This is a genomic window from Streptomyces sp. NPDC007991 (assembly GCF_042958445.1).
Lineage (GTDB): Bacteria > Actinomycetota > Actinomycetes > Streptomycetales > Streptomycetaceae > Streptomyces.
Map to the genome: position 1 here is coordinate 40,921 of NZ_JBIBJD010000004.1, position 26,785 is coordinate 67,705.

Annotated in this window: 23 protein-coding genes; 13 read left to right on the forward strand and 10 right to left on the reverse strand. The window is 70.2% G+C overall.

Annotation, left to right across the window (positions count from 1 at the left end):
- Positions 1-46 precede the first annotated feature (46 nt).
- Positions 47-1,099: a phosphotransferase gene (locus ACFZDA_RS11885; RefSeq protein ID WP_391078695.1), complete on the reverse strand. Its 1,053-nt coding sequence runs from the start codon at positions 1,097-1,099 to the stop codon at positions 47-49.
- A complete protein-coding gene (locus ACFZDA_RS11890) occupies positions 1,099-2,100 on the reverse strand; it encodes an NAD(P)-dependent oxidoreductase (RefSeq protein WP_391078698.1) in 1,002 nt (333 codons plus the stop codon). Before ACFZDA_RS11890 ends, ACFZDA_RS11885 begins: the two co-directional genes overlap by 1 nt.
- Before the next feature lie 823 nt (positions 2,101-2,923).
- Here ACFZDA_RS11890 and ACFZDA_RS11895 point away from each other — a divergent pair.
- The gene (locus ACFZDA_RS11895; protein WP_391078701.1) at positions 2,924-4,108 is read left to right on the forward strand and encodes an MFS transporter; all 1,185 of its coding nucleotides are present in this window, start codon (positions 2,924-2,926) and stop codon (positions 4,106-4,108) included.
- A gap of 173 nt (positions 4,109-4,281) precedes the next feature.
- On the opposite strand, the gene ACFZDA_RS11900 is transcribed toward ACFZDA_RS11895, so the two are convergent.
- On the reverse strand, positions 4,282-5,061 hold the full coding sequence (locus tag ACFZDA_RS11900) for a fumarylacetoacetate hydrolase family protein (RefSeq protein ID WP_391078703.1): 780 nt from the start codon (positions 5,059-5,061) through the stop codon (positions 4,282-4,284).
- Between the two features lie 185 nt (positions 5,062-5,246).
- Here ACFZDA_RS11900 and ACFZDA_RS11905 point away from each other — a divergent pair, with 185 nt between their 5' ends.
- Positions 5,247-6,281: a substrate-binding domain-containing protein gene (locus ACFZDA_RS11905; RefSeq protein ID WP_391078706.1), complete on the forward strand. Its 1,035-nt coding sequence runs from the start codon at positions 5,247-5,249 to the stop codon at positions 6,279-6,281.
- A gap of 231 nt (positions 6,282-6,512) precedes the next feature.
- On the opposite strand, the gene ACFZDA_RS11910 is transcribed toward ACFZDA_RS11905, so the two are convergent.
- On the reverse strand, positions 6,513-7,106 hold the full coding sequence (locus ACFZDA_RS11910; protein ID WP_391078709.1) for an NAD(P)H-dependent oxidoreductase: 594 nt from the start codon (positions 7,104-7,106) through the stop codon (positions 6,513-6,515).
- A gap of 270 nt (positions 7,107-7,376) precedes the next feature.
- Between ACFZDA_RS11910 and eno the strand changes: the two genes are divergently transcribed.
- The 6 genes from eno to ACFZDA_RS11940 all read left to right on the forward strand — a co-directional run bounded on the left by eno (position 7,377) and on the right by ACFZDA_RS11940 (position 13,654).
- Positions 7,377-8,687 carry a phosphopyruvate hydratase gene (gene eno / locus ACFZDA_RS11915; protein WP_391078712.1) on the forward strand — a complete coding sequence of 437 codons (1,311 nt, stop codon included), beginning with the start codon at positions 7,377-7,379 and terminating at the stop codon, positions 8,685-8,687.
- A gap of 62 nt (positions 8,688-8,749) precedes the next feature.
- On the forward strand, positions 8,750-9,754 hold the full coding sequence (locus ACFZDA_RS11920) for a VOC family protein (protein ID WP_391078715.1): 1,005 nt from the start codon (positions 8,750-8,752) through the stop codon (positions 9,752-9,754).
- Positions 9,755-9,802: 48 nt separating this feature from the next.
- Positions 9,803-10,354: a carboxymuconolactone decarboxylase family protein gene (locus ACFZDA_RS11925; protein ID WP_391078718.1), complete on the forward strand. Its 552-nt coding sequence runs from the start codon at positions 9,803-9,805 to the stop codon at positions 10,352-10,354.
- Between the two features lie 79 nt (positions 10,355-10,433).
- Positions 10,434-11,540, forward strand: a complete 1,107-nt coding sequence (locus ACFZDA_RS11930) for an alcohol dehydrogenase catalytic domain-containing protein (RefSeq protein ID WP_391078720.1) — start codon at positions 10,434-10,436, stop codon at positions 11,538-11,540.
- Between the two features lie 154 nt (positions 11,541-11,694).
- Complete coding sequence (locus ACFZDA_RS11935) at positions 11,695-12,603, forward strand: LysR substrate-binding domain-containing protein (protein WP_391078722.1); 909 nt, start codon at positions 11,695-11,697, stop codon at positions 12,601-12,603.
- Between the two features lie 184 nt (positions 12,604-12,787).
- Positions 12,788-13,654, forward strand: a complete 867-nt coding sequence (locus ACFZDA_RS11940) for a 3-hydroxybutyryl-CoA dehydrogenase (RefSeq protein ID WP_391078725.1) — start codon at positions 12,788-12,790, stop codon at positions 13,652-13,654.
- On the opposite strand, the gene ACFZDA_RS11945 is transcribed toward ACFZDA_RS11940, so the two are convergent.
- The gene (locus ACFZDA_RS11945) at positions 13,635-14,591 is read right to left on the reverse strand and encodes a helix-turn-helix domain-containing protein (protein WP_391078727.1); all 957 of its coding nucleotides are present in this window, start codon (positions 14,589-14,591) and stop codon (positions 13,635-13,637) included. The genes ACFZDA_RS11940 and ACFZDA_RS11945 overlap by 20 nt on opposite strands.
- Positions 14,592-14,873: 282 nt before the next feature.
- On the opposite strand from ACFZDA_RS11945, the gene ACFZDA_RS11950 reads away from it, so the two are divergent.
- A complete protein-coding gene (locus tag ACFZDA_RS11950) occupies positions 14,874-16,055 on the forward strand; it encodes an acyl-CoA dehydrogenase family protein (RefSeq protein WP_391078729.1) in 1,182 nt (393 codons plus the stop codon).
- A complete protein-coding gene (locus ACFZDA_RS11955; protein WP_391078732.1) occupies positions 16,052-16,546 on the forward strand; it encodes a flavin reductase in 495 nt (164 codons plus the stop codon). Before ACFZDA_RS11950 ends, ACFZDA_RS11955 begins: the two co-directional genes overlap by 4 nt.
- A gap of 458 nt (positions 16,547-17,004) precedes the next feature.
- Here the strand turns inward: ACFZDA_RS11955 and ACFZDA_RS11960 are convergent, their stop codons facing one another.
- The 5 genes from ACFZDA_RS11960 to ACFZDA_RS11980 form a co-directional block, all read right to left on the reverse strand.
- Entirely contained in the window at positions 17,005-17,973 is a 969-nt protein-coding gene (locus tag ACFZDA_RS11960; protein WP_391078735.1) for an FAD-binding protein, read from the reverse strand.
- 34 nt (positions 17,974-18,007) lie between these two features.
- Positions 18,008-18,790 (reverse strand): electron transfer flavoprotein subunit beta/FixA family protein, encoded by a 783-nt coding sequence (locus ACFZDA_RS11965; protein WP_391078738.1) that lies wholly within the window; start codon positions 18,788-18,790, stop codon positions 18,008-18,010.
- Between the two features lie 25 nt (positions 18,791-18,815).
- Positions 18,816-19,991 (reverse strand): acyl-CoA dehydrogenase family protein, encoded by a 1,176-nt coding sequence (locus ACFZDA_RS11970; protein ID WP_391080092.1) that lies wholly within the window; start codon positions 19,989-19,991, stop codon positions 18,816-18,818.
- A gap of 65 nt (positions 19,992-20,056) precedes the next feature.
- Positions 20,057-21,304: a CoA transferase gene (locus ACFZDA_RS11975; protein ID WP_391078741.1), complete on the reverse strand. Its 1,248-nt coding sequence runs from the start codon at positions 21,302-21,304 to the stop codon at positions 20,057-20,059.
- Positions 21,305-21,363: 59 nt separating this feature from the next.
- Positions 21,364-21,756 (reverse strand): zinc ribbon domain-containing protein, encoded by a 393-nt coding sequence (locus tag ACFZDA_RS11980; protein WP_391078743.1) that lies wholly within the window; start codon positions 21,754-21,756, stop codon positions 21,364-21,366.
- 614 nt (positions 21,757-22,370) lie between these two features.
- Here ACFZDA_RS11980 and ACFZDA_RS11985 point away from each other — a divergent pair.
- The 3 genes from ACFZDA_RS11985 (at position 22,371) to ACFZDA_RS11995 (ending at position 26,784) form a co-directional block, all read left to right on the forward strand.
- Positions 22,371-23,627, forward strand: a complete 1,257-nt coding sequence (locus tag ACFZDA_RS11985) for an NB-ARC domain-containing protein (RefSeq protein ID WP_391078745.1) — start codon at positions 22,371-22,373, stop codon at positions 23,625-23,627.
- A gap of 142 nt (positions 23,628-23,769) precedes the next feature.
- Positions 23,770-26,310, forward strand: a complete 2,541-nt coding sequence (locus ACFZDA_RS11990) for a tetratricopeptide repeat protein (RefSeq protein WP_391078748.1) — start codon at positions 23,770-23,772, stop codon at positions 26,308-26,310.
- A 42-nt stretch (positions 26,311-26,352) separates the two neighbouring features.
- Positions 26,353-26,784, forward strand: coding sequence for a hypothetical protein (locus ACFZDA_RS11995; protein ID WP_391078751.1), 432 nt, complete (start codon positions 26,353-26,355; stop codon positions 26,782-26,784).
- Position 26,785: the final 1 nt, after the last annotated feature.

Sequence of the window (26,785 nt, forward strand, 5' to 3'; positions counted from 1 at the left end):
GTGTCTCTCCTCGGTCGGGTCCGCCGGCTGCGTCGAACCCGTCGTTTCAGTCGGACCGGTCGGTGCCGGACTCGGTCAGGGTCGTCAGCGCGGTGGTCCAGGCGTCCAGCACGTCCTCCACCGTGGGGGCCGGTGCCCGGAGCAGGGCGGATGCCACCGTGCGGACGAACAGCCGGTGCCGGTCTGCCGTCAGGTACTCCACCGGGGACTTGCCGTCCACGCGCGCGAGCAGCAGCGCGGGCAACAGGGAGGCGGCTCGTGCCTCGACGGCAGGCCGGGGCTCCCAGTCGACGCACCGGACGTATGCCTCGGCCAGCGTGCGGGCGGACCGCAGGAGGCCGGTTCGGTGCCCGGGCAGTACCAGGCTCTTGAGGAGCAGGTGGTTGACGCAGAAGGCGAGGTCGAAGGCCGGGTCTCCGTACCAGGCGCACTCGGCGTCCAGCAGCACGGGACCCGACGGGCCGACGAGGATGTTCTTGGGGCTGACGTCACCGTGGACCAGGGCCAGGTGGGTGGCGGCCGTGCGCTCGGCGAGGCTGTGCAGGATGTCGCTCAGGGCCGGGTGGGCTGCCGCGGTGGCGAGCAGGTACGGCTCGACGCGCAGTGCGTGGAAGTTGTCGTCGGTGGCGAACTCGGCGGCCAGGGACGCGTCGCCCGCGCTCGCCGCGTGCAGCATGCCGAGTGCCTCTCCGACGGCCGCCGCGGTCGTCACGTCCACCTCGCCGTGGAGCAGTTGCGCCTTCCACATCGGGTACCGCTCGGGGGGCAGATACGCCATGGCGAAGAGGCCGGCTCCGGGGTCGTGGGCCAGGAGTTCCGGCACGCTCTCCGGTCGGTGCCGGGACGCGAACCGCATCCACGCCCACTCGTAGGCGTTGCGCGACACCGGTGCCTGCCAGTCTGCGGCGACCTTGAGCCGGGCCAGGGCGCGTTTGACGCAGAGGGAGCGTCCCGGCAGGTCCACCCGCCACAGGTCGGACGAGACACCGCCGGCGAGCGGGGTCCAGCGTGCGCTCTCACCAGGGTCGGCGAGTTGGTGGGCGGTCAGGAAGCCGGACAGCGCGGGGTCCGGACCCGCCTGCACGGAGGCGGGACTCATCACCGCTCACCCGACCCGGTGGTCAGGCCGCGGGGGCTGTTGCAGGCGTGGGCCGGCGGCTCGCCCGCCAGGATCCGTACGACTTCTTCGGCTGCGCGGCGGCGCAGCTCCGTCACCGAGGCGTCGGAGGAGAAGGCGACGTGGGGAGTGATCAGCGCGCCCGGCTGGTCCAGCAGCGCGGCGGGCACGTGCGGTTCGGACTCCAGGACGTCGAACGCGGCTGAGTCGAGGTGCCCGCTGTCGAGCGCCTTGACGACCGCGTCGGTGTCCACCAGGGGGCCCCTGCTGACGTTGACCAGCAGGCCGCCCGGCTTCATGAGCGCCAGCTGCTCGGCGCCGATGATGTGGTGCGTGCCGGGGGTGAGCGGCACATGGAGGATCACCACGTCGCTGCGGCGCAGCAGTTCCTCCAGGCCCGCCCGCTCCACCCCGGGGGCGTCCTCCGGCGGGAAGGGGTCGTGGGCCAGGATCCGGCAGCCGAACGCGCCGAGCTTGGCCGCGGTGGCCCGTCCGATGCGTCCGTAGCCGACGATGCCGCAGGTCAGCGTGGACAACCGGCGCAGCCGGGCGCTCGCGGGGTTCCATCGTCCGGCTCTGACCTCGCGGTCGAACACCGCCAGGCCCCGCGTCCAGGCGAGCACCATGCCGACGGCGTGGTCGGAGACCTCCTCGACGCAGTAGTCCGGAACGTTGGTGACCCATGCGCCCCGCTCGGTGGCGGCTTCCACTGCGATGTTGTCCAGGCCGACGCCGAGTCTGGCCACGATGCGCAGGCCGGGTGCGGCCCCGATCGCGGTGGCGGAGACGGGGGCCCAGCAGGTGAGGATTCCGGCAGGCCGGTGCTCGGCGACCAGTTCCTCGATCGCCTCGGCGGAGGCGGGTTCGGCGGGGCCTGTCACCAGGGTGTGGCCCGCCTTCTCGATGACCAATCGCTCGACGGAGTCGTCGGGCCAGGCGTAGTCGGTGAGCAGCACGGTGCCCAGACGGCTCGGGGAAGTCATGGCAGGTCGTCCTCGCAGAAATCGTACGGCCGCGGCGGGTGTCCTACCCGGTCGCGGCCGGTGAGCGGTGTGATCGCCGCCCGCAGGGGGCCGGCAGCCTGTCCGACGGGACTGCCGGCCACCACGGGGGGAGCGGAGAGGGGATCGAGTCGCTGGACTCGGTTCGGTGCCGGCGCTCGCCGACTTGTGGTCGGTCCGGGCGTCGCGGTACGTCCCTGGAACGGGTCACGAGAAGCCGGGGTACGTCGCATCACTCTGTCATAGCCACGCGATGCTAACGATAGCACCGAGGGTTCGTGGGGCGTCAAGGTCTCGGCATGCGCTCCCGGGACGACATCCCTCCCGCGGGCCTCTGCCCCAGCCCGAATGCCGATACTCCCGGTGAAAGCGAATACCGGCGAAGAAATCCTCTCCTCACGTCTTGACGCGCCGGGTGCTTGCCTTCATGGTTTCTGCCAGCGCCGACCGTGTGACCGCCAAGCGTCCGCACGATGTCCGGCTGTCGAAGACGCCATAGCCACGGACGTCCCCGACAGGCGAAGTCGGGCTGAATTCCGCAGCCGGTGTCCGACCGCGCGGCAGCCCACCGCCTCCTGATCCATTGTTGCCGGCGGCATTTCGCCCTCGTCGGCACGAGTCCGTGTTCAGCTCACCGCTTCTCGTCACCGCCCGTACGCGCCCCGTACCGGTGGTGGATCCGCCGCGGCATGCCGCGGCCCCTTCCCTCTCAGGAGCCGCTATGACTCACGCAGCGCAAGTCGACACCAGTGCAGTACCCGTCGGCGACGCACAGGAAAGCAGCCGTCTCCCCATTTCCCGCGTCATGATCGGGGTCGGCTTCCTTCTGGTGGTCCTCTCCTACATGGTCAACGCGATGGACCGCCAGGTCTTCCCCCCGCTGCTGCCCGCCATCCGTGCGGACTACGGGTTCTCCCTGGAGCAGGGCGGGCTGCTGGCGACGAACTTCACTCTCGGCATGGCCCTGGCGGGCCTGCCCGCCGGCTACCTGCTCGACCGCTTCCGCCGCAAGACCGTGCTGCTGGTCAGCATCGTGATCTACTCCCTGGGTACGATGGCCACACCACTGGCGACCGGTTTCGCCGACATGAGCCTGTACCGGGTCGTCTCCGGCTTCGGCGAGGGCATGCAGTCCGCCGCCATCTTCGCGGCGATCGGCGCCTTCTTCGCTCACCGCCGCGGCCTCGCCTTCGGCACCATCGGCGTCGGCTACTCCCTCGGCGTGTTCATCGCCCCGCTCATCGGCGTCCGCCTGATGAACGCGCACGGCACCTGGCACTCGCCCTTCTATCTCTTCGGCGCGGCCGGTCTGCTGATCGCCGCCGCCTCCCTGTTCCTCGTGAAGGCCGGCCTGACCGAGCACTCCGTGGACAAGACCGTCTCGACCAGGACCTACGAGTACATGCCGACCTCCCCCTACAACCGCAACACCATCGCGCTGGTCGTCCACTCGGTCGTCAGCGGTGTGGCCATCTACGGGTTCCTCGGCCTCTACCCGACGTACCTCATCACCTCACTGCACTACACCCCCGAGCAGGCCGCACTGGCCATGAGCCTCCTCGGCTTCGGTGGCATGACGGCCCTCTTCGGCGGCTGGCTCGGTGACCGCGTCGACCAGCGCACCCTGCTGATCGTGAGCATGCTGGCCGTCTCCGCCGTCAGCGTGTGCATCTACACGACGCAAGCCGGAGTCGGCCTGCAGTGCGTGTTCGCCTTCCTCATGGGCGCTTTCGGCCTCGGCTTCATCTACCCGAACACCAACAGCGCGATGCAGCGGGCCGTCCGTCCCGCGCAGATCGGACGCGCCTCCGGCCTCTTCGTCACCAGCTACTACGGAACGGCAGCCTTCTCGGGCCTGCTCTTCGCCGCCCTGGTGGACTCCTTCGGCTGGAGCCGGGCCGGGTTGCTGCAGGTCACAGCCCTGCCGCTGGTGGGCGTCGCCGCCCTGGCCTTCGTCCGCACCTCACGGTTCAACAACGCGGTCCGCTGACGGGCCGGCCCCGCTGGGACCCGTCACCCGTGTCGCACCTGCCGATCGGCTGGTGCGACACGGGTTTTCCGGTGGCGGGGCGAGGTCCCTGCGCCGACACACCACAGGGCCTGTTCCACCGGCGAGCGGTGGAACAGGCCCTGGCGACCGGTCACCGGGTGGGCGCCCGCGGTTCAGTGGCTCTCGGCCACGACCGGGTTGCGCAGGACGCCGATGCCCTCGATCTCCACCTCGACCTCGTCCCCGGGACGGATCGGCCCGACACCGGACGGCGTTCCGGTCATGATCGCGTCTCCGGGCAGCAGCGTCAGGTAGCGGCTCAGATAGGCGACGAGGTCGGGAACCGCGAGCAGCAGATCGGCCGTGCTCGCCGACTGCGCGACGACGCCGTTCACCCGGGTCGTCAGCGACAGGTCCGAGGGGTCGAGTCCGGTGGCGATGACCGGTCCGAGCGGAGCGAACGTGTCCTGCCCCTTCCCGATGAGCAGCGTTCCGAACGCGCTTTCCCTGCGCTGGACGATTCGGTCGCTGACGTCATTACCGCAGGTGTAACCGAGGATGTACTCATGGGCCTCGGAAGCCTTCACATGGCGGGCTTCCTTTCCGATGACGGCCACCAACTCGCCTTCGAAATGGATGAGTTCACCGTCCGCCGGATAGACGATGGCATCGCCGGGCCCGACGACAGCGGTGCTCGGCTTCATGAAACACACGGGAACTTCCGGGACGTCCCGGTCGGTTTCGTCGATGTGTGCGGCGTAGTTGTAGGCGAACCCGAAGATCCGCGGCCTTTCGAGGGGCGGGAGAACGACCACGTCAGCGACTTCGTCGACCTGCCCCGTGGGAGACAATCCGGTAAAGGGATCGCCTTCGCATCTCATGATCCCGGCGTCCCCGTCTTCGAATCCTCCGTAGTGGCGCACCCCGTCGACGGCATACCTGACGATCCTCACGGAAACCTCCGCAACTAGGCAGCCGCGGGCGGCTGCACGGGCACCTCCCGCAGTGCTAACGTTAGCATGGGGGCTTTGCTCAACTCCGATGCCCTCGCTTTCCGACCGCGGAGCGCGACGGGATTGCTATCGTTGGCACGCGGAAAGCAATGGCACCGGACCAGTCGCCTGAGGGAGCCGCTCACGTGATCACGACCAGGGACATCGCCGAACGCCTCGGGGTCTCCGTCTCGACGGTCGGCCGGGCGCTCTCCGACGACCCCCGCATCAGCGAGGAGACCAAGTTCCGGGTCCGCCAGGCCGCGTCCGAAATGGGTTACGTGGGCAACCGTGCGGCGCGGATGATGCGGGGAGCGTCGAGCAACGTGGTCGCGTTGGTGATCCCGGACATCCGCAACAGCTTCTACTCGACCATCGCGCATCAGCTGTCGAAGAACATGCAGGCCGAGGGCTTCCAGCTGATGCTCTCGGAGACCGACGACGACCGGATGGTGGAGCTGCGCCACCTCCGGGAACTGTCCGCCAACCGCGTCGCGGGCGTCATCATCGTGCCCACCGCGCGCCCGCACGGCGACTCCGTCAAGCTTCTGCGCACCCTGCCGCACCTGCAACTACTGCGCCGTCACCCCGCCCTCGGCTCCCAGTGGTTCGGCGTGGACGACCACCAGGCCCTGCGTCAGGCCACCGCTCACCTGGTGGAGCTGGGCCACACTCGCATCGCCTATATGGGCGGCCCCGAGGAGCTGCCCACCGGCGCCGAGCGGCTGCGCGGATTCCGCAGCGCCCTGCGCGAAGGCGGCCTGCCGGACGACGCCGGGCGCACAGAGCTGTGGCCCCCCTCGTCCGTGGACCACGGCCGCCGGGCCACACGCCGGCTGCTGGACGGCCCGGACGCGCCCACGGCACTCGTCCTGGGGTCGACTCAGCTCACCCTGGGTGTGCTGGAGGAGTTGTCCGAACAGGGCGTGAAAGTGCCCGGGGAGCTGTCCGTGGTCGGGTTCGGGGACGAACCGGGTTTCTCCTGGTGGGGACCCGGGCTCACCACGACCGGTCTGCCGATCCAGGAGATGGCCACCGGCTGCGCGCTGTGGCTGATGCGCCGCCTCAAGACCAAGCCGGACAACGACGGGCCGTACACGTCGGTCTCCCTCGGATCGCTTGTCCTGCGCGGCAGCACGGCACCCCCCGGCGCGGCGGCGACGACCTCCGGGCGCGGCTGAGGCGCTGCCGGGCTCGGGCCCCGATCCATGCGGGGCCTGCGCCGCCGGGGCCCTCCGTTCGCAGTCCCACCCGGCTCGCCCGGTCCATGAACCGGACCCCGCCCGGCTCCTCGGTCCGCCGGCAAGCCGGCGCACGACGCCGAGGGCGCCCGGAGCACATCGCTCCGGGCGCCCTCCGTGCCGCCGGTCACGTCGGTCACTTCGGTCGAGCCGGTTCACGCCAGTACGTCATCAGGACGTTCCGCCACGCAACCGGCGCATGACGCCGGCGGTACGGGCGAGTTCGTCGAGCACCTGCTCGGCAGCGGTCTCGTGTATCTTGCCGGGCCGGAAGACGCCGTCCGCGACGACCTCGGTGACGAACGGGATGCTCACGGTCGGGCCGATCGGCAGCATCCTGAGGTTCGCCACCACCTGCTTGGCCATCTGCACCGCCCGGGTGCCCGCCGATACCCCTCCATAGCTGACGAACGCGGCCGGCTTGTGCTGCCACTCCACGACGAGGTAGTCCCAGGCGTTTTTCAGCGGGGCCGGGAAGCCGCCGTTGTACTCCGGGGTGACGAAGACGAACGCGTCCGACGCGTCCACGATCCGGCTCCACTCCACGGTGTGGCTCTTGGTGTACTGCCGCAGCGCCGGCGGGTGCGGCTCGTCGTAGAAGGGCAGAGCCAGTTCGCGCAGATCGACGAGGTGCGACTCGAACCCGTCGTGTTCCGCGGCCCTGGCGGTGAACCAGTCCGCGACGGATCTGCCGACGCGTCCGGGGCGTGTGCTGGCGACAACCGTGGTGAGGGTCATCGGCGTCGCCGAGGGCTCGGATGCCATAGGGGGCTCACTTTCGAGGGGCGCGATCAGATTGTGCGAACGATAGCACTCACCTGAAGACGCACCCCTGCCGCAAGAGCAATCAGCGGCCGCACCGAACTCGATACTGCCTGGCCCTTGACAGGTCAGTCAGCTCTTCGCAGGATTGCGCTATCGTTAGCATTCATCAGTCGGGGTCCCTGTGTCGCACCATGGGTTCGCCCTCTCCCGCCGCCGGTCGGCAGGGGTTCCTCCCGCTCATCGTCCCGAACTCCGAAAGGTCGCACCGTCATGACAGACACGCGGATCGCCAGGCTCCACGGTCGCAGGGTGTGGGACTCACGCGGCCGGCCGACCGTCGAGGTGGAGGTCCACCTCGCGGACGGCGCGATCGGACGGGCCATCGCACCCGCGGGGGCCTCGACGGGACAGGGCGAGGCGCTCGACCTGCGCGACGGCGGCGACCGCTTCGGCGGACTCGACGTCCGGCGCGCGGTGGCGTCGGTCAACCGTGAGATCGCGCCCACTCTGCTGGACCTCGACGCGGCCGACCAGGAGGCCGTCGACCGCCTTCTGGTGGACCTGGACGGCACCCCCGACCGCGGCCGTCTCGGCGGCAACGCGATCGTGGCCACGTCCATGGCGGTCCTGCACGCCGGCGCCGCTTCGGCGGACGTACCACTGTGGCAGCACCTGGCGGGCGGGCATCCGGTCCGCATTCCGCTGCCGGAGATCCAGATCTTCGGCGGCGGCGCCCACGCGGACCGCCGGGTCGACGTCCAGGACTTCATGGTGGTCTGCCCCGCGGCACGGAGCTTCTCCGAGGCACTGGACTGGACGGCGGAGATCTACCGGGCGGCCGGGAGCCTGATGCGCGCCGCCGGCAAGGCCCAGGGCGTCGCCGACGAGGGCGGCTTCTGGCCCGCCTTCGACTCCAACGAGGAAGCGCTGGAGACGCTGAGCCTCGCCATCGAGAGCGCGGGGTTCGCTCCCGCCACCCAGGTCGGCATCTCCCTGGACGTCGCGGCCTCGCAGTTCGGCAGTGCGGGCAAGTACACCCTGGCCCTGGACGACCGCACCCTGGACACCGAGGCGCTGATCGACATGCTGGGCGGCTGGATCAGGCAGTACCCGATCCTGTCCGTCGAGGACCCGGTGGGCGAGGACGACCACGACGGAATGCTGGAGTTCACCCGGCGCCACGGCCGCCACTGCCAGGTGATCGGCGACGACTACCTCGTCACGAACGCCGAACGGGTGGAGGCCGCGGCCACCGGCAAAGCGGTGAACGCCGTCCTCATCAAGCCGAACCAGGCCGGCACGGTCACGGAGGCGTTCCAGGCCCTGCGGGCCGGAAAGGACGCCGGCTTCGGCACGATCGTCTCGGCCCGTTCCGGAGAGACCGAGGACATCACCATCGCCCATCTGAGCGTCGGCTGGGACGCCGGCCAGCTGAAGGTGGGATCGTTCACCCGCTCCGAGCGCATGGCGAAGTGGAACGAGGTTTTGCGCATCGAGGAGTCCCTCGGTGATTCCGCCGAATTCAGCGGCTGGTCCGCGTTCCCGTTCGCCGACCCCACGTCCTTTGCGTCCAGGCCCTGAATCGGCTTCGGAGCATTAAAGTCATTCGAATTCCAAAAGCCGATCCGAGCACGGAGACCAGCATGCTGCCACCCGTCAATCTGCGCCCGAATTTCAACATCACCCGCTCCAGTCACGTCCGTCTCACGGTCGCCGATCTGGCCGAGAGCCGGAACTTCTACGTGAACGCGCTGGGCCTCGTCGTCAGCGACGAGGACGAACGCACCTGCTACCTCCGCGGCCTGGCCGAGGCGTGCCACCACAGCCTCGTGCTGGAGCTGGACGAGGAGGGAGCAGGATCGTGCAGGCGGGTCGGCTACCGGGTCTTCTTCGACGAGGACTTGGACCTCGCGTACGCCTGGTTCCGTGAGCGGGGGCTGCCCGCCGAGTGGGTCGACGCCCCGTACCAGGGCCGCACCCTGCACGTCAGCGACCCCATCGGCACCCCGCTCGAACTGTGCGCGCACATGGAGACCCGGCCTCGGCTGCACATCGACTTCGCCTCCTACAAGGGCGCCCACGCGCAGCGGCTGGACCACTACCAGATCTTCGCGCCCGACACCTACGAGCTGTGCGCCTTCTACAGCGAGCTCGGCTTCCGCAACTCGGAGTACCTGGAGCACGGCGACAAACTGCTGGGCGCCTTCATGTACCGCAAGGGCACCTGCCTGGACCTGGCGATCGTCGAGAACACCGGGCCCGCCCTGCACCACTTCGCCTACACCGTCTCCGAGAGCCGCGACATCTTCACCGCCTGCGACTGGGCGGGCATCCTCGGCTACGGCGACGGGGTGGAGCGCGGCCCCGGCCGGCACGGGCCGGGCGGAATGCTCTTCGCCTACCTCCGCGACCCCGACGGGCACCGGGTGGAGGTCTTCAACAGCCACTACCAGACGATCGACACCGAGATCGAGCCCGTCCGCTGGGACGCCGCGTCGCTGAGCACCAACGCCCGCTGGGGTCTGCCGGCCCTGGAGAAGTGGTACTTCGAGGCGTCGCCCTTCGTCGGCGCGCCGCTGATCCCGCCGGCCGAGCCGCCGAAGCCGATGTCACTCGAACGTTTCCTGCTGGAGCAGTCCGCCCCCTGACCCGGCCCGGCCCGGCCCCTTCACCCCTACGTCACCCGAGGAGACACCGTGGCACGAGTGCCCTACCTGAACCGCGAGGACGCGGACCCGGCACACAAACCCCTGTACGACCGGCTGGAAGCCGAACGCAAGGTACCGACGGCGAACATCTTCCTCGCCCTCGCCAACGCGCCGGCCCAGCTGGACGCCTTCCTGACCTACGCCAACTCGCTGCGAGCCGCCGACCTCAGCCCCCGTTTGCGGGAACTGGCGATCCTTACCGTCGGATACGCGACCCGGTCCGCGTACGAGGTCGCGCACCACCAGTCGCACGGGCTCAAGGCCGGACTCACCGAGGAACAGCTCGCGGCGGTGCCCGACTTCGAGTCTTCGGGTCTGTTCGACGACACGGAGAAGGCCGTGATGCGCCTCGCCAAGGAGTCCACGCTCCAGGTCGACGTCTCCGAGCAGACCTGGCGTGCCGCCGCCGACCTGCTGACGGACCGGCAGATGGTCGAACTGTCCTTGTCCATCGCCTGGTACAACTCGGGCGTCCGCATCATGGGGCTGCTGGACATCGACCTCGAGGAAAATTATCGCAATCCCTTCCCGACATCGTAGAACTCGGCGCCGTAAAGGACCCTCAATGTTTCCTCCGCCCCTCGACCGTCGGGACGGAGTATTTCCAAGGAGTATTTCGATGGCGAAAATGCTCGCTGCACGACTGCACGCGCTCGGTGAGCCGATGTCGATCGACAGCATCGACGTGCCCACCCCGCGGGCGACCGACGTGCTGGTGCGGGTCAAGGCGTGCGGGATCGTGCCGAACATGGCCAACGTGATCAACAACTGGCCCACCTGGTTCCCGCACCAGCCGCTGCCCAAGTTCCCCGCGATCTTCGGACTGGACGCCGCGGGTGTGGTCGAGGCGGTCGGCGATGCGGTGCTGCACACCAAGCCCGGCGACCGGGTGTACGTCAACCCGCTGCGCGGGTGCGGCAGTTGCCAGGTATGCCGGGGCGGCGAACTGAGCCGCTGCCGCTACTTCACGCTGAACGGCTACTTCAGCACCTCGCGCGACGGCCAGCGGATCTTCGACCTGTATCCGTACGGCGGTTTCTCGCAGTACATGACCGCACCCCAGTCCTCGATCGTCAACCTCCCCGACAACATGACCTTCGAGCAGGCCGGCAAGCTCGGCTACATCGGCACGTCCTACGGAGCCCTCAGGAACGCCGCCGCCGGCCCCGGCCAGGTCGCGCTGATCGACGGGGTCACGGGCACACTCGGTGTCGCGTCGACCCTGCTCGCGCTCGCCTCCGGCGCCTCCCGGGTCCTCGGGACCGGCCGCAACGAGGAACTCCTCAAGCGCGTCAAGGAACTGGCCCCGGAGCGGATCGAGGTCATGCGGCTCGGCGACGGCTCCACCGGTGAGTGGGCCAAGTCCCGCACCGGCGGTGAGGGCGCCGACTACGTGATCAGCGCGCTGGGCGCCAAGGCCCCGGTGGAGACGATGCTCGACTCCATGCAGGGCGTCCGCCGCGGCGGCAGGGTCGTCAACGTCGGCGGCGTCGCCGACCGGCTGCCCGTGGACGTGAAGTGGCTCATGGACGAACAGGTGCAGCTGATCGGCTCCAACTGGTTCTCCACCGCCCAGGGGCAGGAACTCGCCGACATGGTGGCCACCGGCGCCCTGGACCTGTCGTACCTGCAGACCAAGCCCTTCCCGCTGGCCAGGGTCAACGAGGCGATCTCGGGACTCGAGGACCGCGACGGCGGATTCAGCAACTACGTCGTCATCCCCTGAACCGCCACCGGCCGTGCTGCCGACGGCCCCTGCCCCCTACTCACCCCGCGGCGATCCTGTTCTGCCCTGACGAGCGCCGCGGGGTGTGCTCACCACAGGCCGTACACCCAGCCCGTTCCCTCCTCGGAGCGGGCCCGGCGGGATGGAGGAGCCGATGGAACTGCGCTGGCTGGAATCGTTCGTCGTCGTCGCGGAGGAACTGCACTTCGCACGGGCGGCCGACCGTTTGCACCTTGCCCCCTCGGCACTCAGCGCCCAGGTCAGAGCACTGGAGTCACACCTCGGTGTGCGGCTCATCGACCGCGGACGGCGCACCCGCCCCGCGCTCACCAGCGCCGGGGTGCTGTTCCTCGAAGAGGCGCGGCTGACCCTCGCCCAGGCCGCCCGGGCCGAGGCCGTAGGCCGGCGTGCCGGTCGCGGAGAACTGGGTCACGCCCAGATCGCCTACGTCGCCTCGGCCGCTTTCTCCGGGGTGCTGACCGACGTCCTCACCCGCTGCGCCGCTCCCGGCACCGAACTGACCGTGCAGGTGCGTGAGCTGGAGACACCCGCCCAACTGGAGGCGCTGGTCTGCGGGGACATCGACGTCGGATTCCTGCGCTTCAGGCCGGAGTACCCGCCCGAGGTCACGGCCACCCGCCTGCTCACCGAGGACGTCGTCCTGGCCCTGCCGGCCGGCGCCCCGCTGGCGGCCTACGAGGCGGTCCCGGCGGCACAGTTGCGCGACCAGTGCTTCGTCGCCCCGCACTTCGACGAGGAGTACGGCTGCCGCGACCAGATCCTCGACGTGGCGGAGCAAGGGGGCTTCAGCCCGCGGTGTGCTCCCCCGGTACGGGACTTCATCGCGGCTCTGACCATGGTCGGCGGAGGTCTCGCGGTCGCCCTGGTCCCCGATTCGCTGCGCCGCGTCCAGATCCCGGGCGTGGCCTACCGTCCGCTGGCCGACGTGGCGCTGACGACCAGTCTGGTCGGCGCCTTCCGCAGGGGCGAGACCTCGCCCGCGGTGCGCGGTGTGATCCGCCGTCTGCGGGAGGCGGCTGCCGCCACTGTCACCGCCGGCTGAAACCCCCGCTCTCCGGCGGGTGTCCGGCCACCTGCCGACACCGGACCGGCGCATGTTTGTGCGCCGAAAACGCATCATCAGAGCAGGTCAGAGGGGTTGTCCCCGGCCTAGTCTCGACACCGCGGCACAGACCGTCACGGCGTCGGCCAAGCGCCGCCGGACGCGGGAACAGGCGGAGGAGAACATGACAGCGATCAAGCACGTGGGCGTCGTCGGCGCCGGGCAGATGGGCCGGGGCATCACCGAGGTCTGCGCCCGGGCCGGGCTGCACGTCACCTTGTGCGACGTCACCGAGGACAGGGCCCGCGCCGGGCTGACAGGCGTCGCCGACTCACTGCTCAAGGCGGAGAAGCACGGCGCCATCGGCCCGGAAGACCGCGCCCACGCCCTCGCCGGGATCTCGGTCACCGACGACCTGTCCCGGCTGTCCGGCGCCGACCTGGTGATCGAAGCCGCCGTCGAGGACGAGCGGGCCAAGACAGAGCTGTTCCAACAGCTGGACAAGGTGGTCACCAATCCGTCCGCCGTGCTGGCCAGCAACACCTCCTCGATCCCCATCGCCCGGCTCGCCGCCGTGACCGGACGTCCTCAGGCGGTGGTGGGCCTGCACTTCTTCAACCCGGTCCCCGCCATGCCGTTGGTCGAGGTGATCCCCTCGATGCACACCTCCAAGGCCACGGAACAGCGCGTACGCGGCTTCGCCGCCGAGACCCTGGGCAAGAAGACGATCGTCACTCAGGACCGCGCGGGATTCGTCGTCAACTCCTTGCTGATTCCGTACCTGCTGGCAGCGGTGCGCATGGTCGGTTCCGGCACCGCGACGGCCGAGGACATCGACACGGCCATGACCGCCGGCTGCGCCCACCCCATGGGCCCGCTGCGCCTGGCCGACCTCATCGGCCTGGACACGGTGGCGGCGATAGGCGAGGCCCTGTACGAGGAGTACCGCGAACCGCTGTACGCCCCGCCGCCGCTGCTGCGCCGCATGGTCGAATCGGGCCTGCTGGGCCGCAAGTCGGGACAGGGGTTCTTCAACTACCAGGCAGCCTGAGGGCGGCCGCGCGCGCAGCCCGGGGGCTCATGCCGTAGGCCGCCTTGAAGGCGTGGCTGAAGTGGGCCGGGTCGGAAAAGCCCCAGCGTCCACCGATGGCGCCGACCGGAAGGTGGTCCATGGCCGGATCGGCGAGGTCGCGCCGGCACCGTTCCAGACGCTGTTCCCGGATCCAGCCCGAGACGGTGTGTCCCTGTGCGGCCAGCAACTTGTACAGGTAGCGGCGGGAGATGCGGTGGGCGGCCGCGATGCCTTCGGGGCTCAGCCCGGGGTCGGCGAGCCGCTCCTCCATGTAGGTGAACAGGCGCTGGGTGAGCACGCCCGGGCCGTCCTCCTCGGTTGTCCGGTCCGCCCCGGCCTGCTCCGCGAGAAGGGTGCCGATCAGACCGACCACGTGGTCGGCGAACCGGGGCGCGCCACAGGACTCCAGGTGTGCCATCTGCCGCGCCAGCCCGTAGAGGAGGGGCTGCACGACTTGGCCGAGCCCGTCGTGGCACGGCACCGGTGTCGCCGTCACCCGCGCCAGATCACGTTCCGTGATGCGCAGCATGGCGCGGGGGAACATCAGGACGAGGCCGGTGTGGGACTGCCGCAAGTCGTAGGTGAAGGGCGAGCGGGTGTCGTAGACCACCAGTTCCCCCGGGCGCACCTGGGCCTGACGATCTTTCTGGGTGAGCACCCCCTGCCCGCTGAGCTGCAGCGTGAGCTGGAGGAGGTCGGGCGCGTCGGAGGTGATGTGCCGTCGGGTGCGCGCGACGCTGTGCGGTTCGGCCGTGATGACCGACATCTGTACCTGGCCCACCCGCGCGGCGTGCAGCGACGCGCGGAAGTCGGAGCATTCGCGAGGCAGGACCGCCAGGGGCACCAGGCTCCGGCTGACGGCGTCCCGCCAGGATTCCAGCCTCTCGCCGGCCGTGGCATCGCTCGGCGTCGTCATCCGGGGCATTCTGCTCTCCTCCTGGCCGGAGTGTAGGACACCCCGGGCGAAATCCGACCCGTTCTGCGACCGGCCACTTGTGCGGGACGTCCCGCCGCTGTGGCCGGTCGGGAACTGTTCTCACCCGAGCAAAAACCTGTGCTCTCCCATACAAGCGGGGCCTGTGCCACGCCCCACATCATTCGGGCAGTGAACGGGACGCGCCGATGGCCCCAGGACCGCGCCGACCGCTCCAGGACCGCGGCGGTCGTCTCCGACCGCAGGCACTCACAAGGACACATCATGACGACATTGCTCCAGCCCCCCGCATCCTCCGACCGGGCAACCGACGACGGCGTGCTCGGCCGTGTCCGCGCGCATCTGCCCGAGATCGCGGCGCGGTCGGCCGAGGCCGAGGCGGCCCGGTCGGTTCCCGCGGAGATCATCACGGCCCTGCGTCAGGCCGGCGTGTTCCGGATGGCCCTGCCCACGGCATGGGGCGGCGCGCAACTCGACCTGGTGGAGAGCGCGCGAGTGGTCCGGGAGATCTCGCGTGCCGACGGCTCGACCGGCTGGACCGTTCAGGCCGCCTCGATGGCCTGGTTCTTCGTGCGGTCGCTGCCTCGGGAGACGCTCGAGAAAGAGGTCTTCGGCGACGGCGCGGACCTGATGCTCCGTGGGGCGATCGCCCCGAAGGGGGCGGCGACGGCGGTGGCGGGCGGCTACCGGATCAGTGGCCGCTGGCCGCTGGCCAGCGGCTCGTTCACCCCGGACTGGATCCTCGCGGGCTTCGTGGTCGAGGGCGCGCCCCCGCTGCCCGACGGGCGCCCCGACATGCGCGTCGCGCTGATCCGCCCCGAGCACGTGTCCTTCCTCGACACATGGGACGCGGTGGGCCTGCGTGCCACACAGAGCACCGACTTCACCATGGACGACGTCTTCGTGCCGGAGCGCTTCACGGGCCCGCTGATGGGCGGCAACAACATCCCCGCTCCCTTCTACGACCTGCCGTACACGGCCACGGGCGCCTCGCACGACGCCGTCATCGTCGGCTGTCTGGAGGGTGCGCTGGGCGACCTGGCCGAACTGGCCGCCACCAAGCGGCCGGCGTTCAACCCGAGGGTGGTCATCGGTGAGGATCCGGTGTTCCAGGAGAGGTTCGCCGAGCTGCACCTGCGTACGGCGGCCCTCGACGCCCTGCTGGAGCGGACCGGCCGAACGGTCATGGACCGGGCCCTGGCGGGAGACGAGCCCACCCCGGCCGAGTGGTTCCGCTACACCGGCGGCCACCAGCACATCCACCACGAGGGCATCCGGATACTCAACGAGATCATGACGCTGTCGGGGAGCTCCGGGATCTACAGCTCCAGCCCCCTGCAGCGTCGCTGGCGCGATGTCCGCTGCGTCTCCCAGCACGTGGCCGGCAACAACGGCTCGATGCGTCGCCTGGGCGCGGTCCTGTCGGGTCAGGAGGTCACCGGATGAGCCCGCTCGTCGCGACACCGACGGATCCCGCCGTGCTGCGCCAGGCCTTCGGTTGTTTCCCGTCCGGGGTGACAGCCCTGTGCGCGCTCGACTCCGGTACGCCGGTGGGCATGGCCGCGAGTACGTTCACCCCGGTCTCCCTCGCCCCCCCTCTGGTGTCGGTCTGTGTCCAGGACACCTCGTCGACCTGGCCGAAGTTGCGCAGGCAGAGCCGTCTGGGCCTGAGCGTGCTGGCCGAGGGACAGGACCTGGTCTGCCGCTCACTGGCCGGAAGAGGCGGGGACCGGTTCGCGGAGGTCGACTGGGAGGCCGGCGAGGGCGGCAGCGTGTACATCCGCCGTGCCAACCTCTGGTTGGACTGCTCGCTCCACGCGGAGTTCCCCGGAGGGGACCACACCATCGTCGTGCTGGAGATCCACGGCCTGAAGGCCGAACCCGACCGTGCGCCACTGGTCTTCCACGGCAGCCGCTTCCGGCGCCTGGCCGCTTGACGACCGGTTGACCGGCCCGCGGAAGCTCCCTGGCCTGCTCCGTGCACGCAGGCCGGCACACCCAGATGCCGCAACACTGGAACAGGATGCTCGTCGTCCCGTCGGGCGGAAGGGGTGAGGCGGTGGCCTGTGCGGCCGCTGGCGGAGGCGGGGCGGGGTGCAGGCCGAACAGCGAACCGGCGGCCTTCGCGAGCGCCGCGGCGCATCCCCGTGAACGGAGTACCTGCCGGGGTCCCTCGGCCCCGGCGACGGGCAGGCCGAGGGCTTCGTGGAGCTGATCGCCGACGCTGGCGTGCCACAGTGCCGGCTCACCGGGCCGGCCGGCGTGAAGGCCGGCGAGAGCGACGAGCAGGGCCGCCGCTCCCGTCGCCCAGTCGTCGAACCCACCCGCCCCTGGTGGAGAGCTGGTCCGGGTCGGGTGGGGCCTTGTCGCACAGGCCGGCCGACGGCGCACCACGTCAGCCGGCTGTGCGGCGGGCTGCCACTTCCTGTGTGAGCTGGGGCGCCACCGCGAACAGGTCTCCCACCACGGCGTAGTCGGCGAGGCCGAGAATCGGGGCCTCCGGGTCCTTGTTGACGGCGACGATCGTCTTGGAGGTCTGCATCCCGGCGAGGTGCTGGATGGCGCCGGAGATACCCAGGGCGACGTACAGCTGCGGGGAGACGGACTTGCCGGTCTGCCCGACCTGGAACTGGTGGGGGTAGTACCCGGCGTCGACCGCGGCGCGTGAGGCGCCCACCGCACCGCCCAGGGCGTCGGCCAGTTCCTCCACCACCTTGAAGCCGTCCGCTCCGCCGACACCTCGGCCGCCGGAGACGACGACGCTCGCCTCGGTGAGCTCCGGCCGGTCGCCCGTGGGTGCGGCGCGCCTGGCAGTGACACGGGCGGACGCGGCGGGGTCGGCCGCCGGCAGGGCGAGCGTCCGCCGCACGGCCTGCCCGCCCGGACGCTCTTCCGGTTCAAAGGCCCCCGGGCGTACGGTGATCACCGGTACGCCCCGAGTGACCTGCGAGCGCACGGTGTACGACCCGCCGAAGACGACCTGGGTGGCCACCCCGGAGGAGTCCAGGTCGACCGCGTCGATCAGCAGCCCGGCGTCCAGCCGCGCGGCGAGACGCCCGGCCACCTCGTTGCCGTCCGCCGTCGCGGCGATCAGAACGGCGGCGGGAGAGGCTTCCCGGACCGCGAGCTGAAGGGCATCGACAGCGGGCGTGGCCAGGAACTCGGCCGCGTCGGTGGATTCCGCCGCGTGGACGGTTGTGGCGCCGTACCGGGCCAGGGACTGCGCGAGGCGGGCCGCTGTGCCGGGGGTTCCCACGACGACCGCGGCCGGGTCTCCCAGCCTCCCTGCGGCGGACAGGAGTTCGTACGTGGACTTGTGGACGCGTTCCCCGTCGTGGTCGACGAGGACGAGGACATCGGGCATGGGGTGCCTGCTTCTTGTTGCGGAGCGATTCGATTCAGAGGAGCTTGTTGGCAATCAGGTGTTCGATGAGCTGCCGGCCGGCCGAGCCGTCGTCCGTGACACGGATCCCTGCGGCCCGGGCCGGACGCGGAACGGCCTCGACCACACGGGTGCGGGTCACTCGGAACCCGGCGTCGTCCGCGCCGGGAAACAGGTCGTCGAGATCGACCGTCTCCACCGGTTTCTTCTTGGCGGCCATGATCCCCTTGAACGAGGGGTAGCGCGGTTCGTTGATCTTCTCGGTGACGCTGACCAGCGCGGGCAGCGATGCCTCCAGCGTCGCCTCGCCGCTCTCGGTCGCGCGCTGCACGCGCACCCGCCCCTGTTCCACGTCCAACTCCCGCGCATGCGTCAGCTGCGGCAGACCGAGCAGTTCGGCGACGATGGCGGGGACCGCGCTCGCCCGTCCGTCGGTGGTCGCGTCGCCCGCCAGGACCAGATCGACGTCCTCCACCGTTCGCACGGCGGCCGCCAGCACCTTGGCGGTGGTCACCACGTCGGCGCCGCGGAGCCGGTCGTCGCAGATGTGGATCGCGCGGTCGGCACCCATCGCCAGAACCTTGCGGATGGCGTCGAGTGCGGAGTCGGGACCCATGGACACGACGGTGACCTCGGCGCCCGAGGACTCCTTCAGCCGCAGGGCCTCTTCCGCGGCGCGTTCATTGATTTCGTCGAGCACCAGGTCGGCACCCTCGCGGTCAAGGGTGTGATCGTCGGCGGACAGGGTGCGTTCGGCTCCGGTGTCCGGGACCTGCTTGACGAGTACGACGATGTTCACGGTCGTCTTCCTTCGGCCGGGGCGGTCAGCGGAACGCCGGGTATCCGGTGATCGCCTGACCGACGACCAGCGTGTGCATCTCGTTGGTGCCTTCGTAGGTCATCACCGACTCCAGGTTGTTGGCGTGGCGCAGCGGTGAGTACTCCAGGGAGATGCCGTTGGCCCCCAGCACGGTGCGGCATTCGCGCGCGATGGCGATCGCTTCCCGCACGTTGTTGAGCTTGCCGGCGCTGATCTGCTCGGGCCTGATGCGGTGCTGGTCCTTGAGCCGGCCCAGGTGGACGGCGAGCAGCGCGGCGTTGCCCACGGAGACGCTCATGTCGGCGAGCTTCTTCTGGGTGAGCTGGAAGGCGCTGATCGGCTTGTCGAACTGCACGCGGGAGTCGGCGTACTCGATGGCCGCCTGGAGCGAGTCACGGGCGGCGCCGACCGCGCCGAACAGGATGCCGAAGCGGGCTTCGTTCAGGCAGGACAGCGGTCCGCGCAGGCCCTCCGCCAGGGGCAGCCGCGCCGATTCCGGCAGCCGCACGTTGTCGAAGTACAACTCGGAGGTGATCGAGGCGCGCAGCGACATCTTCTGCTTGATGTCCTGCGTGGTGAAGCCGGGAGTGCCACGCGGCACGAGGAAGCCACGGACGCCGTCCTCGGTCTGCGCCCAGACGGTGGCCACGTCGGCGATGCCGCCGTTGGTGATCCACATCTTGGAGCCGTTGAGGATCCAGTCGCCGCCGTCGCGGACGGCGCGCGTACGCATCCCGGCGGGATTGCTGCCGAAGTCGGGCTCGGTCAGGCCGAAGCAGCCGATCGCCTCACCGGCGGCGAGCCGGGGCAGCCACTGAAGCTTCTGCTCCTGCGAACCCCACTTCCAGATGGAGAACATCGACAGCGAGCCCTGCACGGAGACGAAGCTGCGGAAACCGGAGTCCGCCGCCTCAAGTTCCAGGCAGGCCAGGCCGTAGGAGACGGCGTTGGTGCCGGCGCAGCCGTAGCCCTCCAGATGCATGCCGAGTACGCCCAGCTTGCCGAGCTCAGGGGCGAGTTCGCGGGCGAAGTGCGCGTTCTCGAACCACTCGCCGAGGTGCGGGCGCACCCGGTCGGCGAGGAACTTGGCGACGGTGGCCTGGATCTCGCGTTCCTCGTCGGTGAGGGTGGAGGAGAAGTCGAGCAGGTCGAGCGGGTCCTTCAGCGGCTTGCGGCTCATCGTGGGCTCCTGGCGGTGACGGTGGCGGGTGAGGTCGGGGGTGCTGGTGTCGAGCCGGGGGTCGGTCATGTGACCGGTCCCTCCGGTTCGGTGGCGGAGTCGGAAGGACGGTCGAGGATGTCCGCGGTGTGCTGACCGAGGCGTGGCGGCGGCAGGCGGTACTGCGCGGGTGTGCCGCTCAGCGCGATGGGGCTCGCGATCTGACGGGAGGGCCTGCCCTCCGCCCCGTCGGCGGATGCGGCGGGGATGTCGACGATGCCGGGAAGGCCGAGCTTCGCCGCGAAGGCGAAGGCCTCGTCGAGGGTGTTGACCGGCCCGGCGGGCACGCCCGCGGCCAGCAGGACGGCTGCCCATTGGTCGGCGCCGGCGGCGGCCAGCCGTTCGGTCAGCAGGTCCTTGAGTTCGGCGCGGTGGGCGACGCGGTCGGCGTTGGTGCGGAAGCGGTCGTCCAGCGCGAGACCGGGATCCCCGACGACCTCTGCGAGCGCCGCGAACTGCCGGTCGTTGCCCACCGCGATCGCGAGCGGACGATCGGCGGCCGGGAAGGTCTCGTACGGGGCGATGCTGGGGTGCGCGTTGCCCAGGCGGCCCGGCACCACGCCGGCGACGGCGAACGCCGACGCCTGGTTGACCATGGCCGACAGCAGCGAGCCGAGCAGGTTCACCTCGACCAGCTGGCCCTGCCCGGTGGCGTCCCGGTGCCTGAGGGCCGCCAGGACGCCCAGCGAGGCGTGCAGGCCGGTGATCACGTCGACGAGTGCCACGCCGGCCTTCACCGGCTCCCCGGCCGCGTCTCCGGTCACGCTCATCAGACCGCCGACTGCCTGCACGAGCAGGTCGTATCCGGGGATCGCCGCGCCCGCACCGCTGCCGAAGCCACTGATCGAGCAGTAGACCAACCCCGGGTGCCGGGCGCGCAGTTCGCGAGGACCGAGCCCCAGCCGCTCCATCGTGCCGGGACGGAAGTTCTCCACCAGCACGTCGGACTCGGCGACCAGGGCACGGGCCTGTTCCAGACCGGCCTCGGTCGTGAGGTCCAGGGTGACGGACTTCTTGTTCCGGTTCACGCTCAGGAAGTACGTGGAGGTGCCGTCGTGGTCCGCTGGCGGGTGCCAGGCCCTGGTCTCGTCCCCGGCACCCGGCCTCTCCACCTTCACCACCTCGGCGCCGAGATCGGCGAGGAGCATCGTGGCGTAGGGCCCTGCGAGAACCCGGGAGAAGTCGGCGATGCGCAGCCCCTCCAGCGCACCGCGCCCCGCACCTTCGCGGCCGGTGCCGGCCCGTTCGTCCGGCGCGTCGTACTGGGTGCCCACGCACCCTCCTCTCTCGTCGTACCGGCCTGCGAACACCGCTCCGTCCGAGCCGGCAGCCGTCACCACCAGCGCTCCGAGGACGTCGCCGGGTGGGTGAGCTCGACGACGGGCAGGCCCTGACCGACAGGGGCGGCCGTCCGTACGACCCTCACCCTGGCGCCGATCCCGACCACGACGGGCTCCGTCCCCGTGACCTGGCAGAGCAGGTTGAAGCCTTCGTCCATCGCGACGAACCACGTGTGATGCGGAGTGTGGCCGGTTCGGCGGACGACGGCTCCGGCGCCGGCGCTGCGCTCGCGTCGGAAGGCCGTGGATCCGCAGGCCCGGCAGAACGACCGGCGGTAGGCGGGGGTGCCGCACCACAGGCACCGCTGGAAGAACAGCTCGCTGGTGGCGGCAGCCGCTTCGTGCTCCCCGCGCTCGGTGGTTTCACGGGTGTCCGTGTGGAGCATCACGGCCTCCTGCGCTCAGTTCGATGACCGGAAAGGGGGGACCGGGAAAGTGGTGTCGGGCATCCGGTCCGGCTCCCTCACCCTCGCCCCACCGTGGAGTGGCGGTCAACGACGAGCTGACGCATCTTTGTGCGCGGAAAACGTTTCATTCACGGAGGTCAGAGAGGGTTTCCCGCGCTGCGGAGCTCGGTGAGACCCGCCGCGACGGGGCTCTCCCAGGCTTCGGTCGGCGTGTTCTCGTCACGGGTTCCGAGGCAGATCCGCTTCCTGCGAGTCCGCAGTCACTGGCAATCAGGCCGGATTTGTTCGTGCCGCATCACGGCCGCTCGATGTCCCCCGCCCGCAAGGGGTTTGCCCATCTTTGCCGATCCCGTGTCCCACGGTGAGGACGCGCGCCATGATGGGCCCATGGGGGCAAGCGGCAGCCGGGGACGACGTCCAGCGCGGAGTTCAGGTGACTGCAGGCTGCCCTTGGGTTCCGGGCGGATGTCGGGCGAGGTGCCCGGGGCGTCGGGACCGTCGGCGTGAAGTGGCGTCTGTGGCCGCCTGCATCCTGGCGGACAACGGAGGCTCCACTGAGTCTGCTGGGACAGGATCCCCTCGCGGGCGATCCCATGGCGGCCCTGGTCTCGGCGTCCGGCGAGCGGGCCGCCTCGGCGGGCGGCGGGGTGGGAGCCGCGGCCACCGGGGACGGCGCCACCGCGGTGAACAGCCGGACGGACCTGGCACTGACCGTGCCCTCGGAGGCTTTCGTGTCACCCGCCGACATCCCTGCGGGGCCCGGTCTGCGGAAAGTACCCGACGAGCCGAGGAACTTCGTCGGACGGCGTGACGAGCTCCACGCGATCAGCAAGGGTTTCGACGACGGGGCGATGATGCAGGTGCTGTACGGGCTGGGCGGAACCGGGAAGACCACACTGGCCGCCCAGTGGACTGTGCATCATGCCGACCAGTACCACCCGGTTTGGTGGGTCGACGGCCGTTCGGCCAAGTCCATCGCTGCCGGGCTGGCCAGATTCGGCGGTCGTCTGCAGGACGTGGTGGCCAACATTGTGACACCGGAGGCGCTCAGCGAACGGGCACAGCAGTGGCTGATGTCGCACAGCGGCTGGCTGCTGGTGCTGGACAACGTGAACGACCCGGACGACGTGCGCTTCCTGAAAACGATCGCCAGGGACCACGGGCGTGTCCTGATCACTTCCCGGCTCGCCGCAGCCGTATGGCACGACATCGCCACCGCCGTACCGGTACCGCTGCTGTCCGAAGAAGCGGCCGTGGAACTGTTCACCAGAATCTGCACCAGGCACGAAGGACGTGTCGTCGCCGAGGCACGGCGGCTCTGTGCGGAGCTCGGGTTCCTCGCCCTGGCCGTACAGCAGGCGGCCGCCTACTGCCTGCTGGAGGAAGGCATGACACCTCATCACTATCTGGCCAAGCTCGCGGAGTTTCCGGACGTCATGCACCAGGCCCCCTACGAGGGGTCGCAGCTGGAGCGGACCATGGCCGGGGTCTGGGAGCCCAGTCTCGACCGTCTTGCCGACACCCCGCTCGCCGGCGACGTCCTGCGCACGCTCGCCTGGTTCCCTCCGGCCGAACTCGGGCTTGCGACGACGAACGTGCCGCGCCCCGTGCTCCGTCCTCTTGCTCCGCCTCCTGCCCTGCACAAGGCGCTCCTCAGGCTGGCCGCACACAGCCTCATCGGACTCGATCAGGAGAACGTGCGGGTCCACCGTCTTGTCCAGGCCGTCGCCCGCACTCCCAGCGAGAGCAGCGCGCACCGCATACCGCAGCAGATCGAGGCGGCGCGGGCGCGTGCCGAGGTCGTGTTCGGCACGCGTTGCCGGAACGACTTCCGCAGGGGGACATCGTGATGGCGGGTGCCGAGAGGCGAGGGTGCGCGATGATGACCGGGACGGCGGCGGCGCGGATGAGTGTAAGGGGAGGACCATGCGGGCGCAGGGCCGGGGAGATGACGCGCCGGGCAGCACGCCGTCTGACGAGTAGGGTCACCCCGTGAAGTGGCCACGCCGCCGGGACCGGGCGGGCGCCCCGGCAGCCGACGGCTCGGACGGGACGCCCGCCGGCGACGTCGCCGCGGATCTGGCCATGGCGTTCTCCCATGTCGCGGCCGACAGCTCTCCCGAAGCCCTGCGTGCGGTGAGCCCGTCGGTCGTACTGCCGCCCGAGGCGTTCGCGCCCCTGGAAGACGTGGAGGCGGTTCCCGGACTGACCAACCTCCCCAGCCTGCCGGGGGTCTTCGTCGGGCGGGAGCGGGAGCTGCGGCTCCTGGTCGGTGCGTTGGCCACCGAAGGCCCGGCGCCCTTGCTCGTGGTGCACGGTCTGGGCGGCGTGGGCAAGTCGACGCTCGCCGCGCGTGTCGCCGCGCTCAGCGTGACGCGGGGTGATGTGGTGTGGTGGATCCACGCCGACACGCGCCAGGCGATCGACGCCGGTCTGGCCGACTTCGCCCGGGCCCTGCAGCCGGCTCTCGCCGTGCTGCCCGCGGACACACTGCGCGCCCGCGCGCTGCAATGGCTGGTGTCGCACAGCGGCTGGCTGCTGGTTCTCGACGATGTGACCGAGCCCGATGACGTGCGAGCGCTCTTCGCGCGCCTTGGGACGCGAGGCCGGATGCTGGTGACGACCCGGCGGGCAACGGGCTGGCACGGCACGGCGGCCGTCGATCTGCGGCTCGCTGAACTGGATCAGGCGTCCGCCGTCGAGTTGTTCCTGCGGATCTCCGCCACCGGAGACGACAGCGCCTTCGCATCCGCCGGCGTGAACACCTTGTGCGATGAACTCGGCAGGCTGCCGCTGGCGATCGCCCAGGCTGCCGCCTACTGTCGCGAGGCGTATGTCGGTGCCGCCGACTATCTCCAGATGCTGCACGAATACCCCGCGGACATGTTGCGGTCCTTCGGCGAAGGGTGGGATTCCGAGCGAACCGTCGGACGGGTGTGGCAAATCACGCTCGACCGGCTGGCGCACTTCTCACCGGCCGTTGACGTGCTTCGGGTCCTGGCCTGGTACGCCCCGACGGGCATCCCCCGCGCCCTCACGGACGAGCTGGGGCGCCGACCGGACATCACCCGCGCCCTGACCGGGCTCGCCGCCCACAGTCTGATCATTCTCGAGGACGGCCTCATCCGCATCCATCCCCTGGTCCAGGCGACCGCCCGCACTCCGGACGCGTCCGACCCGCACCGGAACCCGGCCGACATCCGTCGGGCGCACGAGCGTGCGGTCGACCTTCTACTGGCGTCACTCCCGGATGACAAGTCGACGGGCCGGGAGTCGCTGGCCTGGTGGCGCACCCTGGTTCCGCACATCGACCACCTCGACACCCACACCCCCCAGGACCTCGCCACCCTGGCCACGGCCGCCCTGCGGGCCCGCACCGGGGAATTCCACCACGCACAGGGCAACGTACGGCGAGCGGTCGCGCTGCTCGAGCACTCGGTCGAGGACCTGCGCGCGACAGTGGGCAACGATGCCCCGGACACCCTGGCCGTGATGAACAACCTGGCGGGCGCCTACGCCTCGGCAGGCGATCTGAGCACAGCGGTTCGCCTGTACGCGGACGTCCATCGCCGCCAGACGAACATCCTGGGCGATGACCACCCCAGCACGCTCGTCACGGCAGCGAACCTCGCGCTGGCCCATCAATCGCTGGGCGACCTGCACGCCGCGCTGGAGGCGTACCAGGAGATCCTCCGCAAACAGCGCCGGGTGCTCGGAGACGACCATCCGCGCACCCTCGTCACCCGGCACAACCTTGCGGCCGCGTATGCCGCGGTCGGCGACCTGCAGCAGGCCTTCTCGACGTACGAGCAACTGCTCGCCGCCCAGAGGCGCATCCTGGGCCCGCACCACATCCAGACGCTGCACACGGAGAACAATCTCGCCTCCGTCCTCGCCACGGCAGGAGACCTGACGGGTGCCCGGGACCGCTACACCAGGCTCCTCGTCGAGCAGGCCCGGATGCTGGGTGAGGAGCATCCCGACACACTCGCCACCCGCGGCAACCTGGCGTACCTGCACCTGATGACCGGGGACCTGAACGAGGCACGAGAGTCCTACGGGCGGGTGCTCGACGGTCAGACCAGAGTTCTCGGTGACGACGACCCCAGGACTCTGGCGACCCTCCACAACATCGGTGTCGCTCACCTGACGACGGATCCGGCGACAGCAATCACGCTGTTGGAACGGGCGTTGACCGCCCGCAAGCGGGTGCTCGGCCCGGACCATCCGGACACCCTGACCTCACTCAACTCACTGGCGCTGGGCTGCCTGTCCCTGGACGACGCCGAAAGGGCCCTGCCGCTACTGCAAGAGGTGGTCGACACGAGAGTCCGCATCCTGGGCGAGCAGCACACCGAGACCCTCGTCGCGCAGCACGCCCTCGCCGAGGCACTCCGTCGCACCGGGCAGCCCGACCGTGCGGCGGTGGTGTTGGCCCAGTCCCTCCAGGTCGCGGTCCACGTTCTCGGCGGCGAACACTCCGTGACGCGCTCCCTGCGCGCCGCACTGTCCCACGTACGAGGAGAGGGGTGACGGGTATGCTCACCCTGCGGCCTGGCCCGACGAGGAGGTCCGATGGAACCCGAGGTGAGGCTGCTCGCGAGGACGGCCGCCACAGCGCTGGCATCTGCCGCGGGCGAGGCGGACTGGTCCGCGGTGCGCGATGCGTTCGTCGGATGTCTCGACGGGAACCGGGAGGACAGCGCCGAACTGGCGAGGTGGCTGGAAACCCTGGCGGACACGGTCGAGCCTGTCCCTGCTGAGTCACGCGAGGAGATGCGCGGTGAGTTGCTGACCAAGTGGGGCGCGCGGCTACGGCTGCTGCTGGAGGACGATCCCGAAGCCGTCGCCCGGGTAAGGCAGTTCGTCGACCTTATCTCCCACCGGACGCACGTGAACAGCGTCGCAGCGGGCCAGGTGGTGGTCCAGCAGTCGGCGTCCGTCTACAACGTGCTCGGTCGTGACCTTCACGTCTACGGCGAACGCGACGTGCACCGTAACGGCTGAT